The organism is Clostridium omnivorum, assembly GCF_026012015.1.
Taxonomy (GTDB): Bacteria; Bacillota; Clostridia; order Clostridiales; family Clostridiaceae; genus Clostridium_AX; species Clostridium_AX omnivorum.
On record NZ_BRXR01000001.1, the window covers coordinates 1,653,732 to 1,667,709 of the forward strand.

At 33.5% G+C, this 13,978-nt stretch carries 14 protein-coding genes; 4 read left to right on the forward strand and 10 right to left on the reverse strand.

The window, feature by feature from the left end; genetic code table 11:
• Positions 1-15: 15 nt before the first annotated feature.
• On the reverse strand, positions 16-702 hold the full coding sequence (locus bsdE14_RS07560; protein ID WP_264849320.1) for an ABC transporter ATP-binding protein: 687 nt from the start codon (positions 700-702) through the stop codon (positions 16-18).
• A gap of 134 nt (positions 703-836) precedes the next feature.
• Entirely contained in the window at positions 837-2,528 is a 1,692-nt protein-coding gene (locus bsdE14_RS07565) for a methyl-accepting chemotaxis protein (protein WP_264849321.1), read from the reverse strand.
• A 360-nt stretch (positions 2,529-2,888) separates the two neighbouring features.
• On the opposite strand from bsdE14_RS07565, the gene bsdE14_RS07570 reads away from it, so the two are divergent.
• Entirely contained in the window at positions 2,889-3,833 is a 945-nt protein-coding gene (locus bsdE14_RS07570) for a nucleoside hydrolase (protein ID WP_264849322.1), read from the forward strand.
• 155 nt (positions 3,834-3,988) lie between these two features.
• Here the strand turns inward: bsdE14_RS07570 and bsdE14_RS07575 are convergent, their stop codons facing one another.
• From bsdE14_RS07575 to bsdE14_RS07595, 5 genes are all read right to left on the reverse strand, one after another.
• Complete coding sequence (locus tag bsdE14_RS07575; RefSeq protein WP_264849323.1) at positions 3,989-4,462, reverse strand: tetratricopeptide repeat protein; 474 nt, start codon at positions 4,460-4,462, stop codon at positions 3,989-3,991.
• 385 nt (positions 4,463-4,847) lie between these two features.
• Positions 4,848-6,149, reverse strand: a complete 1,302-nt coding sequence (locus bsdE14_RS07580) for an amidohydrolase (protein WP_264849324.1) — start codon at positions 6,147-6,149, stop codon at positions 4,848-4,850.
• A 36-nt stretch (positions 6,150-6,185) separates the two neighbouring features.
• On the reverse strand, positions 6,186-6,740 hold the full coding sequence (locus bsdE14_RS07585) for a hypothetical protein (RefSeq protein ID WP_264849325.1): 555 nt from the start codon (positions 6,738-6,740) through the stop codon (positions 6,186-6,188).
• Between the two features lie 32 nt (positions 6,741-6,772).
• On the reverse strand, positions 6,773-8,161 hold the full coding sequence (locus bsdE14_RS07590; RefSeq protein ID WP_264849326.1) for an aldehyde dehydrogenase: 1,389 nt from the start codon (positions 8,159-8,161) through the stop codon (positions 6,773-6,775).
• 57 nt (positions 8,162-8,218) lie between these two features.
• Entirely contained in the window at positions 8,219-8,545 is a 327-nt protein-coding gene (locus bsdE14_RS07595; protein WP_264849327.1) for an ArsR/SmtB family transcription factor, read from the reverse strand.
• 326 nt (positions 8,546-8,871) lie between these two features.
• Between bsdE14_RS07595 and bsdE14_RS07600 the strand changes: the two genes are divergently transcribed.
• Positions 8,872-10,530 carry an MFS transporter gene (locus bsdE14_RS07600; RefSeq protein WP_264849328.1) on the forward strand — a complete coding sequence of 553 codons (1,659 nt, stop codon included), beginning with the start codon at positions 8,872-8,874 and terminating at the stop codon, positions 10,528-10,530.
• Positions 10,531-10,583: 53 nt separating this feature from the next.
• Here the strand turns inward: bsdE14_RS07600 and msrA are convergent, their stop codons facing one another.
• Complete coding sequence (msrA, locus tag bsdE14_RS07605; protein ID WP_264849329.1) at positions 10,584-11,150, reverse strand: peptide-methionine (S)-S-oxide reductase MsrA; 567 nt, start codon at positions 11,148-11,150, stop codon at positions 10,584-10,586.
• 30 nt (positions 11,151-11,180) lie between these two features.
• On the reverse strand, positions 11,181-11,495 hold the full coding sequence (locus tag bsdE14_RS07610; protein WP_264849330.1) for a ribosome-recycling factor: 315 nt from the start codon (positions 11,493-11,495) through the stop codon (positions 11,181-11,183).
• A 245-nt stretch (positions 11,496-11,740) separates the two neighbouring features.
• Between bsdE14_RS07610 and bsdE14_RS07615 the strand changes: the two genes are divergently transcribed.
• The gene (locus bsdE14_RS07615; RefSeq protein WP_264849331.1) at positions 11,741-12,778 is read left to right on the forward strand and encodes a DUF2804 domain-containing protein; all 1,038 of its coding nucleotides are present in this window, start codon (positions 11,741-11,743) and stop codon (positions 12,776-12,778) included.
• A gap of 129 nt (positions 12,779-12,907) precedes the next feature.
• Positions 12,908-13,168 (forward strand): glutaredoxin family protein, encoded by a 261-nt coding sequence (locus tag bsdE14_RS07620; RefSeq protein ID WP_264849332.1) that lies wholly within the window; start codon positions 12,908-12,910, stop codon positions 13,166-13,168.
• 82 nt (positions 13,169-13,250) lie between these two features.
• Here the strand turns inward: bsdE14_RS07620 and bsdE14_RS07625 are convergent, their stop codons facing one another.
• A complete protein-coding gene (locus bsdE14_RS07625) occupies positions 13,251-13,976 on the reverse strand; it encodes a lysophospholipid acyltransferase family protein (protein WP_264849333.1) in 726 nt (241 codons plus the stop codon).
• Positions 13,977-13,978 lie beyond the last annotated feature (2 nt).

Below are 13,978 nucleotides of genomic sequence, written 5' to 3' on the forward strand. Positions count from 1 at the left end.
TACTACTCCCCCCTGCTAGTTGTTCTTCAGATGTTTGTCTGAAACTATTTGTCCATCTTCAATAGTGACTATTCTGTCAGCCATAGAAGCAATGTTAATATCATGTGTAATAAGTATTAAGGTCTGGTTATACTTTCTTGCTGTAAACTTTAATAGTTCAATAACTTCTTTAGAATTCTTGCTGTCAAGATTTCCAGTAGGTTCATCTGCAAGTATTATTGAAGGCTTATTAAGAAGTGCCCTTCCTATGGAAACCCTTTGCTGCTGTCCACCTGAAAGCTCTGAAGGCAGATGACTTTTTCTCTCTGTAAGTCCTAAAATTTCTATAATCTCATCTAAATATTTTTTATCAACCTTATCATTGTCTAGTAGTGCTGGCAGTGCCACATTTTCTTCTACATCTAAAACAGGAATCAAATTAAAAAACTGAAATATAAAACCAATCTTTCTTCTTCTAAAGATAGCAAGCTTTTCTTCTTTATAATCATAGATGCTTTCACCATCAATAATAACCTTTCCGCCTGTAGGCCTATCAAGTCCTCCTAGTAGATGCAGCAGCGTACTCTTTCCTGAACCTGAGGCTCCAACAATAGCAACAAATTCCCCTTTATTTACAGAAAAATTGATATCCTTTAATGCCTCTACTATGTTTTCTCCCTTACCATAGGTTTTATTTAAATTTTCAACCTTTAATATTTCCATTTGTTTATCTCCCCTTTTCCTTATCAAAACTATATTTTAATTATAGCCAGTAAAATCAGCTCTCACCATGTCAGCTAGCTTACATAATAAAAGGTTATCTTACAATTTAGTAAGATAACCTCCTATATAGTAATTTAAATTTTAAACTTTCCTGCTGAATCCATCATATTTTGTGCTTTACTAGTTAGATTTATGGAAGCTGCTGCAATCTCCTGTGAAGAAGCACTTAGCTCTGAGGAAGCTGAGGATATTTCCTCTGTAGCTGCGGATATTTCCTCTGCCATCTGCAGCACTGACTCTGCACTTTCCATAATTTTATCCTTTTCTGTATTAATAACAATAATATTTTCACTAATCCTGCCTATCTTTGGCAGCGCCTCTTCTATATCTATCATTATGTCTTTAAAGGATCCTACAGACTTAGTTATAATCTTAGTTTGCTCCTTTAGCCTTTCATTCATACCATTAGAACTCTTTATAACATAATCACTTTCACTTGAAATAGCTTCAACCAAACTGTTTATACTTGAAGATGAAGTTTTAGATTGCTCAGCAAGCTTTCTAATCTCATCTGCTACTACAGAAAATCCTCTTCCTGCTTCTCCTGCCCTGGCTGCTTCTATAGCTGCATTAAGTGCTAAAAGATTAGTTTCATCCGCTATATCATTTATCAAGTTTGTTATTACATTAATTTGTGACAGTTGGTCCCCAAGTGCTTTTATTTTTTCACTTACATTATTGAAGGATAGAACAATTTCTTTTATAGCTCCTTCTAGTACATATAAGTCCTCATCACTAACCTTAGCCTTAGTGTTTATTGCATCTATTTTCAAGCTGACATCACTTATAGAATCTGTAGCCTCCTCCAACTTATTACCAAAGCCCTCCAAAATGGAATTTACATTTTGAAGTTCCTCTACTTGAGCAGTTGTGCTTTTTACCGAATTCTCTATGGATACGGCAACTCCTTCAGAGGAGGCTGCAAGCTCTTCAGATACAGTTGACAATGTTTCTGAGCTTACCATAACCGTATCAGAATTCTCCTTTACAATTTTGATTGAATCTCTAAACTTACCAGCAAACTCATTCAGCGCTTCACCAATACTCTGTATTTCATCCTTACTATTTATATTTAATGTCACAGTCAGATCTCCCTCTGACATTTTATAAAGTGCATCTCTTATACTTCTTACATTAGCTTCAAGAATTCTAGAGAACAGAAAACTTCCTGCTACAGATAAAAATATTATAATAACTGCTGCAATTACCACAGACATAAATATTTTGCTCTTTATATGAATAAAATCAGACACATCCTTATCTATACCTACAATGGCTATTATTTTGCCTGAAGAGTCTTTTACTGGTGCAAATGCAGATAAATATGTTCCGTACTCATCGGTAACTGGCTTCTTTGTATAGGTCTGCTGTCCTTCAAAAGCTAGTTTCATCTCTGGCTGCATATCATAACTTTTTCCAAGCTCTGAATTGTTTACTAATGACCCATCCACTAAAAAATATGCATTTTTATCATCTGTTTTACCCAAAGTATAAATATACTTAATATCCTTATCATTTTTAAACTTAATCATAGCTTGTTGAATTTCTTTATATTCATCACTGTCCATTTTTTTACTGCTATTTACTTTATCAAGTTTGTCCCCATTTATAACGCCAAGAGATTGAACAGCTGAATTCTTTGCATCTATTTGAAGTTTAGTAAACTCGGAATTAAATATAAATGCATTAAGTCCAACAAGTATAGCCATTGAAATAATTGATATTATACCTACCATCTTTAAAATTTTAAAGCCTAATTTACCCATTCTTATTTTCCCCCTAAATTCTCGTTTAAAATTAGAAAAACAACAAAATTGCCAGACATAATTCATTATGCAGTACATAAATGCATTTTTGGTCATAAAAACTGCACAAAAATTATCCACTTTTCTATTATACAGCAAATAAATAGTAACATCGACTATTTTTGGAAGTATTAAGATAAAATTTTAACAAATTTAAGAATTTCTTAATTTTTTTAATTTGCCAAAGCTAAAGCATTTATATATCTGCCTTTGTAGCTAAGTCCATTTTGCATTGATTTTTTAATGTTCATTAAAACTAACACATTATGCTATTAATCTCATATTATATATATTGGAGAAATTTATAAGGAAAAGTGATATATGAATAAAAAGGTTTTATTTTTTGGTGATATAGGCGTAGATGATGCCCTTGCAATTATTTATGCTCATTTGTCCTCACAAATTGATATAGTAGGAATCGTTTCTGAATACGGTAATGCCCCGAGAAATGTTACATTTAGAAATGCCCATTACTTACTTGGTCTTTTAGGAAAAAGTGATATTCCTGTTTTTACAGGTGCTGAAAGACCCCTGTCAGGAGAAATTCCAGTTTTCTATCCAGAAGTACATGGTCCTCAGGGCTTAGGACCAATTATACCTAAAATACCTGCTATTACTCCCAAGGAGAATTTTTTAGAAGTAACAAATTTAATCGAGCAGTATAAGGATGAATTAATCATAGTTGCTACTGGCCGATTAACTTCTTTATCCACACTATTTATTTTATATGGTGATTTGATGAAACATATAAAAGCCTACTATATCATGGGTGGCGCATTTTTAGTACCTGGCAATGTTACTCCTCTAGCCGAAGCTAACTTCTATGGAGATCCCTTAGCTGCAAATATTGTTATGAGTAATGCAAAAAATGCTAATGTCTTTCCCTTAAATGTTACCATGAGAGCATTAGTAATACCTGCCGAGGTAAACTATATAAATCAAAAAGGAAATATAAAGATAATCAAGCCTATGATTGACTATTACTATAACTTTTATCAAAAGCATTACCCAAATATACAAGGTAGTCCAATGCACGATGCCCTTGCTATGAGTGCAGTAATTAATGATACTATCTTTAGATTTGTAAAGCTTCCGGTTCAAGTTGATACCTGTAACAGTATTTCAAAGGGACAAAGTGTTGCAGATTTCAGGCCCTTTCCTGAAGGCCCTACAAATCAACTTCCACAAAACATTGCTTATGATTTTGATTACAATCAGTTTATAAATAGCTTCTTAACAGTAATGACACGACCTTTGGCAAAGTAATAATTTTTGAATAAAGTAAAACTATAAATATATTTAAATATTTATATGACTTTATATAAAGAAAATGCCGCAAACTACTTTCTAATAGTCTTGCGGCACTCTTTTAATCCTCAACTATACATTATTTTTATAAATTCCCCAATACCACCTTAATTTCATTCTGCAATAAGATTATTATTTTTTGCAAATATATTTAATCTCTTAATTTCTTTCTTATCTTCAATTTCGTTCACTATTTTATTATACAAGCTTTTTGCATCTGTATTTCTTCCAAGCTTTATTAGACAATCTATTGTCCAAACAAGACCTTCAGCATAGTGAAATTTCTTTTCGTAGGAAAATAGCTTCTCAAATGTTTTTTCATAATAGTTTACTGCTAGTTCATATTCCTTTAATTTGTAATAGCTATTAGATATAGTAAATAGTACAGTAATCATCTCTTCTGTGTCTAATGTGAATTTATCTAATATCTCTAGGGCCAAGTCTATGGCCCTTTTCCACCTTTTACCTACAAGATGCATTTCCAGTACTTTCATATAATCATTTTTAGTTTTTGGCTTATAACTCTTTTTATAAATAAATGAAGCAATAACAATTATACATCCCGATATTACAATTACACTTCTCATTTTTTATCCTAACCATCCATTATTCTTTAAGTATCATATGCATAAATTAAATCTTTAACAATAGAACCTATCCAATTCCTGCAGAACTAAATTCATCAACTTAAATTATTATTAAATTATAACTAAATTGAAGCGAAATATAAATTATTAATATTATGAACCCTATAATGCTTAATTGGACACTTCTCTTCTTGTATGTAAGCTCTCCACTTTTTTTAAATCTTTTCCCAAGGTACAATGAAAATCCAATAAAAGCAATTGCTAAAATTAATATTAATATTAGTATTACTTGTAGCCAAAACATTTTACCACCGCCTAAAATAAAATTCACAGATGCGGCCCTAGGATATCAATTTAACTATATGTTCTTCTACAATTGCCTGTCTCAAGCTAAAATATCATAAACCACATTGCTATACAGCTTCACAGCTTTTATAAGGTCCGCTTCATTAAAATCAAAATTTGAGCTGTGATGTTCTCCCATTAAGTCACTTCCAAACATGATGTAAGTGGCTTTGCCTCCTGTGGCTTGGACTCTTTCCATCATGTAGGCAATGTCTTCACTAGCTCCAAATTTAACTTTTTCATGGTGAATTTTATTGTAAACTCCCATATGAGCTGCAGCATTTTCAACTATTGCTGCCATTTCTTCATCGCTTATGGCACTAATTGAACTTCCCATATATTTTATATGAACTCTGGTTCCATGCATTTCTGCAGAAGCTTTTAATATCCTCTCTGCATAACTTTTCATGTACTCATTTAGCGCTGTGGTTTCTCCCCTAGTCTCTATGATCATATAGGCCCTTTCAGGAATAACATTTCTTTGCACTCCTGCCTGCAAGCAACCTACATTTATCCTTGTTTCACCCTCACTATTTCTTGGAATTGAGTACAAGTTCATAACTGCTGAGGCAGCTGAAAGCAGTGCGTTATCTCCCTTTTCTGGAGCTGCTGCTGCATGAGAAGCCTTTCCGATAAATTCTGCATCTATCTTAGATGTTGATAAAAATCCGCTGGTACCACATACTAATTCACCTGATTTTCTAGAATTTATTCCAATGTTCCCACTTATTAGAAAATCCACATCCTCCAGTACTCCAGCTTCTACCATGGCCTTAGCTCCTCTAACGCCTTCTTCCGCTGGCTGAAATATTAGTTTCACTGTACCTTTTAGTCTTTCACTAATCTGCGCTAATATTTCAGCTACTCCAAGGCCTATAGCTGCATGTCCATCATGCCCACATGCATGCATAACATTTTTCTCTATGGAAGAAAAGCCTTCTCTGTATGGTTTATGAGAAATATCTTCACTCTCATTAATTTGCAGTGCATCTATGTCAAACCTCAATGCCACAATAGGACCTTTACCATTTCCTACGGATGCGACTACCCCCGTAAAACCGTCTTTCATCTCTTCTGCTATTTTTTTATCTGCACCATAGCTTAAGGCTTTTTTCAGGTTTTCCTTAAGGATAGCTTCCTCAGGTACATCCATCCTAAAAGCTTCCTTAAGAACTTCCCTTCCAAGCTTAACCTCATATCCAAGTTCTATAAGCCTTCGCGCAATTAGTGAAGCCGTTCTAAATTCCATGAACCCTAGTTCAGGATACTTATGAAAATCTCTTCTCATTTCAATAATCTTGCTTTCTATATTATCGGCCAAGCTATTTATTGTTTCATCCATTGTAATCACTTCCCAAGCATTTATTTATGCTAAAATTTAATAGTGCCCAAATTCACAGCCCCCATTTTTTCCATAAAGCTCATCAATAAGAACATACCTGGAATCCCTTTTTTCATAAAGCTTTACTATCCCCTTTGCATGCTGGCCATTCCACAGTTCCGTACGGCTTTTTTCACCTCTAGGATTTTCATGGTTAACCTTACTCATAGATTTCTTGTCACATACAAAGCTGACTTCAATTTTACTTGTTTTATTGGAAACATTTATGTTCCACATAATTATATTTTCATTTTCTCTGAAGTCGACTTCTTGCTTTGAGCCATCAAGTACCTTTAAAAAATCATATTCGTATATCTTTCCTTTATAGGAAAAGTCAGCTAGTACCTTTTCAGTGAATTTAGCTCCAAAAACAACAGGGCACCCTCCCCTTAATTCGAGGCTAGTTTGTTCCATCATATCCCCAGATATTGCACTTTTAAAATTATTGCAGTTAAGCCATATCCATGGATTTGTAAAATCTTTTCCCCTAGCAAGTAATCTTTGCTTTAGCTGATTAGAACTTTTCTCTTCATATAAACTCTTTGACCCCATAAATTCTCGCCCCTATCTAAGAAATTACTAAGCTATTTCATAGCCTTTCTCAATAGCTTAATTTTTTTCTTATTATAAGGTGGAAAAACTAAGCTAATATTAACCTTAGTACTCTTTTTTAGCACACTCTTCATATGTGAGAAGGTTTCAAAGCTCTTATGTCCATGATAGGACCCCATACCTGAATATCCTACGCCTCCAAAGGGCAATAAGGGATTTGCTAAGTGAGTTATAGTATCATTAACACAGCCTCCGCCGTAGGACACATTTTCTATAACCTTTTTCTCTATAATGTTATTTTCAGTAAATAGATATAAAGCTAAAGGTTTAGGTCTGCTATTTATCTTCTTTATGGCTTCATTAATATCTTCGTATTCAATAATTGGAAGAATAGGTCCGAATATTTCATCTTCCATAACCTTATCCTCAAAGGTCACATTATCCAAAATAGTTGGAGCAATGTACTTTTCTTCAACATCGAAGTCTCCTCCTAAAATCACCTTATCCTTATCAATTAAATCAATGAGCCTCTTCATCTGCCTGTCATTTATAATCCTGCCATAATCTGCACTGTCTTTTGGGTTTTCTCCATAAAAGTCTTTTGTTTTTTCTATAAGCTCCTCAATTAATTGCTTTTTCACAGCCCTGTGCACAAGAATATAATCTGGAGCAACGCAGGTCTGTCCTACATTCATAAACTTTCCCCAAGCTATTCTTTTAGCAGCTATGTCTATATTTGCATCTTTATCAACTATGCAGGGGCTCTTCCCCCCTAACTCCAAGGTTACTGGAACAAGGTTTTTAGCAGCTGCCCCCATAACTATCTTTCCAACTCCAATACTGCCTGTAAAGAAAATGTAATCAAAAGGAGCATTTATAAGAGCTGTGTTATTATCTCTTCCTCCTCCAACTACTCTAATGTATTTTTCATTAAAATTATCCACAATAATCTTCTCCACTACAGCTGCTACATTTGGTGTATACTCTGAAGTCTTAACTACTGCACAGTTTCCAGCGGCTATGGCTCCTACTAGAGGCTCAAATATAAGTTGAAATGGATAATTAAAAGGTCCCACTATAAGTACTGTTCCAAAGGGTTCAGGATATATATAGCTTTTTGATTTGAAATGAACTATAGAAGTTCTTACCCTTTTTACCTTTGCCCATTTTCTGATGTTCTTTATAAAATTACCTATACTGTCATATAAAAATCCTATTTCTGTTGCGTAGGACTCAAATTCTGATTTATGCAGATCCTTGTATAGAGCTTCCACAATTGATTTTTCATTTATTTGAATAGCATTCTTAAGCTTTTCAAGCTGTGCTATTCTAAATTCTATACTTCTTGTTTCCCCAGTTTGAAAGTAATCCCTATGCTCTGACAGCATGCTTAATACTTTTTCATTATTCAATATTTCCATAGTGCCCCTCCATTCATATAATGTATATGCTATAATAATCAAACTAATATATTATACTTATCTGAGCTCACAGCTTTTTTCTATTAAGCCTATTAGGACTTTTATTTTCTCTATTGGTTCTTTAAGTGTTAGATAATAAAAGTTCTCGGTACCCTTTTTTTCACTGTCTACTATCCCAGCCTGCTTTAAAGCCTTTAAATGGTGTGATATAGCAGGTCTTGAAAGTGGCATCTTTTCCGTAATCATATTGACATTAAAGCCCTCTTCTCTCTCCGCAAGCACCATAAGTATATTTTGTCTTATTTCATCTGCTAATACTGAAAATAGCGGTATACATTCCCTAAATACATTTAAAATATCTTCTACATCTTTTTCTGTTTTCATATTTTCTCCTATACGTTTATTAGTTTAATCTTTTAAACCATTGTAAAACAACTTCAAAATTATGTCAACTTATTATTGACATAACATGCTTTTAGGATTATAATGAACGTAGTTCATAAAATTAAAATTTATAGTTCTTTAATCATTTTTTATGAACATTACTTTTCATCAGTGTTATAACTTATGAAAAATATCATGTTGTAATTCATGTAAATAGATACTTATGAAGTTAATTTTGAAATCTATTTAGCATGAATTTATTTAAAGTTTTTTATGAACAAGGTTCACATAAATACAAATATCTATTATATTAATGGAGGTTTAATATGAAAAAAAAGAGTTCAAACTTAATACTAATTTTATTTCTACTAGGAATTTTTATGGGAGCAATAGATACAGGAATAGTCTCCCCTGGCAGGGAACTTATACAAAACAGCTTTGGGGTAGATAGAAGTGCAGGTACTTGGATGTTAACATTATACACCCTTGTTTATGCTGTATCCATGCCTATAGTCAGCAAAATGGGAGACAAATTTGGATATAAAAAAGCCTATATATTTGGTATCGCTACTTTTGGTTTAGGTTCATTACTATGTGGTCTTTCCAACTTTTATGGAACCTTTTCCTTTTTCCTAATTTCTCGTGGAATTCAAGCACTAGGCGCAGGTGGAATAATGCCAATTGCAAATGCAGTAATAGGTAACAGCTTCCCTGAAGAAAAGAGAGGAACTGCACTAGGCCTTGTTGGTATGATATATGGAGTAGGAAATATTCTTGGGCCTACACTAGGAAGCAGTATAATTGATTTAGCTGGTTCTAGTCATTGGGGATGGATATTCTTTATAAATGTACCTATCAGCTTAATAATACTATTATTCAGTTATAAATTAAAAAATACAAAAGCAGAAACTCAAAAGCCAATGGATTTAGCAGGTGCAGTAGTGCTTGCTGGGGTAATAAGCAGTATTATGTACGCACTAACTAATTTAGACTTTTTCCACTTTACCACTAGTATAAAAGCAACTAATGTTTATCCATACTTAATAATCTTTGTTGTATTAACTCCATTTATGGTATTTATTGAAAGTAAAGCTAAAGACCCAATACTAAATATAAAATACTTTAAAGACAAGCAAATGTTAACTATATTAATAATTTCCTTTATTGTTGGTATTGGAATGATGGGTATGGTATTTGTACCTCAATTCTCGGAAAATGTATTAAAACTTAAAGCTGGCAGCGGTGGATATCTTGTAACTTTACTTGCAGTATTCTCAGGTGTGGCTGCTCCAGTAAGTGGTAAGCTTATTGATAAAAAAGGTGCTCGCTTTGTTTTATGCTTAGGCTTCCTATTTACTATTACAGGTACCCTATTTCTTGGATTTATAGCTACTAAGCTTTTAAATTTTATAGGCATATTCATAGGCCTTGCTTTAATGGGACTTGGTGTAGGTTTTACAATGGGTGCTCCATTAAACTATCTTGTTCTTGAAACAGTACCGAAGGAAGAAAGCGCCACTGGGCTTGCAACTATGTCTCTTATGAGATCCATAGGACTTGCAATATCTCCAAGCGTAATGATTGGCTTCATTGTTGACGCCGCTAAAAATCTTCAGCCTAAACTTATGGAGGTTTTGGCTGTTGCAATGCCAAAAGGCATGTCTATGCCTGCTGCGACTTCAGGTTCAAGTTCAGGCGCCTTTAAAGCTCTACAAAATGCTGATGTAACTACTATTGTTCCTATGCTTAAAACAGCAATAACCAGCATGGTTCCAAGTCAAGCTAAGCCAATGGTAGCTAAAGCTATTGATCCTATTAGCAATAAAATAGTAGATACCTTCCAATCAGTGATGAATACTGGTTATACTCATATGTTTGTTGCTGCAGCCATTATAGCAGTTTGTGGTTTTAGCTTTACACTAATTCTTAGAGGAAAAGCTGAAGCTGATAATGTAATTGATGACTTTATGCTAAATGAAGACTAATTAAAATAAGGAGTGCTGCAAGATATACTAGCAGCACTCCTCATTATTTTTAACTATTCATATATGCTATAATAGTCCTCGCCCCAATACTTTTGAATAAATTCATCTCTTCCAGATATCTTTCTGTCTTCCTTATATTCCTTAGAACTTTTCTTGTAAAAATCCTGATGGTACTCTTCAGCCTCATAAAACTTCACTGCCTCAAGTATTGGAGTTATTACTTTACCAGGAAATCTGCCTGATTCATCCATAGCCTTTTTAGATGCTTCAGCCTTTTTTCTCTGCTCTTCTGTAGTGTAAAAAATAGCAGTTCTGTAGGAAGGGCCTCTGTCCTGAAATTGACCGCCATCATCTGTTGGATCAACCTGCCTCCAATAAGCTTGAAGCAGCTTGTCATAATCTATTACCTGTGGATCATAGATAACCTTAACAACCTCATAATGCCCGGAAGTTTGTGACTTAACATCCTTATAGGTCGGATTTTCTAAATGTCCCCCTGTATATCCTGATTTTACTTCCTCAATTCCATCTAAAACATCAAAGGGTGAAACCATACACCAAAAGCAGCCTCCAGCAAATATAGCTGTCTCATATTTTTTATCCTTATTATCAAGTACCATTTATAATTACCTCTTTTCTAATAATTCTATTTATATAAGTGAATTTACCTTTTCTAAAAGCTTCATAAAAGCTTCTTCATCCTTTTTCTCTAGATACATATTTACAAGTGAACGAGTGGACATTTTATTTAAACCTTTAAATCCATTTTCTAATATTTCACCTAGAACATTAACAAAGGTTTCATTGCTCTTGTCAATATCCTTCAGCATCTTATTTGCTGTATCCTCAATAATTTCTTTTTTAATAACCTCTTTAAGCTTTTCATTGTACTCCACCATGAATTCTTGTACTTCTTCAGGATATGTTGAAAAATCCTCTGACATTAAATCCTCTATGTTAAACATACTGCCTCCTAAGTTTTACCTTACAATAAATATTCATTTATTATTATGTCTTAATTATATTGATTTTTGTAGAAATTTTCTATACTTATTTAAAGATCACTTAGTAAGCCCTTAATTCTTACAATATATATCCATACAAAATACTAACCTTTCATTTGTTTTCACAATATTGAAAAAATTATATTTGTATTATTCTTCCATGGGGTTTATACTGATAAGTATAAAAGATGAATAAGGGGAGTTTTATGATGGGTGTAAAAAATGAATTGCTAAAAGAAGCTGAGCTTACTAGATCAGTGAATTTATGTGATGAGAGAGGTCAACTGCTTGAAGAAGCTATTGGCTGGTCCAGACAGCCTGTATTTAATTGCAACCTTTCAAAGCATTTTTTACGAAAAAAGAAATGGAACTATTGGTGTGTAACAAATAGCGATTGTCTTTTTTCCATTACTATATCCAACTTAGACTATGCAGCTATGGTATTTGCATACTTTCTAGATCTTAAAACCTTTAAATTTATTGAGAAAACTGTGGTAACTCCTTTTGCAAGAGGTTGTTCAATACAAGAAAATGTACATACTCCAGTATGCTTTGAACATTCTGAAATGAAGGTAGACTTTTTAGAGGAAGATAACAATACTCACATACTAGTAAAATGCAAAAATTTTGATGGCATGCCTATGTCTGCAGACTTTAAAGTTATTTATCCAGAAGGTCATGAAACCTTAAATGTGGTTATACCTTGGAACAAAAAAACCTTTCAATTTACTTCTAAGCAGGAATGTCTTCCTGTAGATGGTACTCTTACTATTGGAGAACAGTTATATAATTTTAATAAAGCTGACACCTTTGCCTGTTTGGATTTTGGAAGAGGGGTATGGCCAAGACAGATTTCCTGGAACTGGGCCAATGCTTCCGGTATAAGTAATAATAGAGTAGTTGGTTTTAATTTAGGTGCCAAATGGACTGATGAAACCGGCATGACAGAAAATTGCCTAGTTGTAGATGGCAAAATAACAAAGCTCAGTGAAGATATTATATTTGAGTATGATAACGCTAACCTTATGAACCCGTGGACTTTAAAAACAGGTATAACAGATAGGGTTAACTTAATATTTACACCTATTTATGAAAGAGTATCAAAATCTAACTTTTTAGTTATTAAATCTGATATGCATCAAATGGTTGGCCACTTTTCAGGTACCATAATTACTGACTCAGGTGAAACTATAAAAGTTAATAATATTTTAGGCTGCTCAGAAGAGCATTTTGCAAAATGGTAAACTTATTTTAAATAATAATTTATAAGCTGTAAAATAGGGTATAATGTTCTTATAGGATAAAACCTTATATTTTTACAACTTGCCATATGCTAAGTGTTTTATGAAATATACAAAAGGAGAGTGGTAGCTATGAAACCTGTAGTTATGCTTATTACAGACTGGTGTCCACACTGCAAAAGAGCTGCAGCCTGGATGAAAGAGCTAGAAACCGAAACCCCTGACTTTTCTCAGGTTGAAATTAGAGTTATAGATGAGGAAAAAGAGCCTGAGCTTGCTAAAAAGTATGATTATTACTATGTTCCAACCTACTATGTTGGGGACATAAAGGTTCATGAAGGAGTTCCTACAAAGGATATAGTTCGCAGCGTGTACGAAAAAGCGCTTGAATAATCACATTAATGAAAAGTATTCAATTAAACAAGCAGCCCTTGAAAAAGTTAGAAAATGCCTAACAATTTCAAGGGCTTTTTTATTATTTATTTATTGCATCTAGACTCTTTTGTATTTCTGCCTTTACCATTTCTGACAGATTATTTTGTTCTTCCCTGGTCATGGTTTTTGTCTCTATTGGCTTAGATATAATTATATCCATCTTAGTAGGCTTAATATGTAAAAAACCTTTTCCATCAGTAAGTCTATATACATTGTTTAGGGCAACTGGAACTACAGGCACTCCTGCTTTTGTAGCAAGCTTCATACTTCCTTTTTTAAACTCACCCATATTAGGTCCCTTGCTCCTTGTTCCCTCAGGGGCTATGGACATGGAATAACCAGACTTTAGAAGTTCTACTCCCTCAAGGATTGACTTCACAGACTCTCTGCTGTCTTCTCTATCCATAAAAATACAATGTATTTGTTTCATCCAATAGCTTACTGCCGGAACCTTTTCCAGCTCCTTTTTAGCAATAAAGCCTTTAGGTTTATCAATATATCCAATCATTATAAGAATATCAAAATACTCTTGATGATTATGTACAAATAAGCAATTTCCTTCTGTCAGGTTTTCCGTTCCAACTACATTTATAGTGCAGCCAGTACCCTTCAATATCTTCCTTGCCCATGTTTTTACATAATTAAAGGCATAGCTTTCCACTTCTTCCTCTGTCATATTTTTCTTCAATATCTCAAATTTCAATCTGCCTATATACAGAGAAATAACCACATAAATTCCAAACATCACATTGTATATCTTTCGCATTT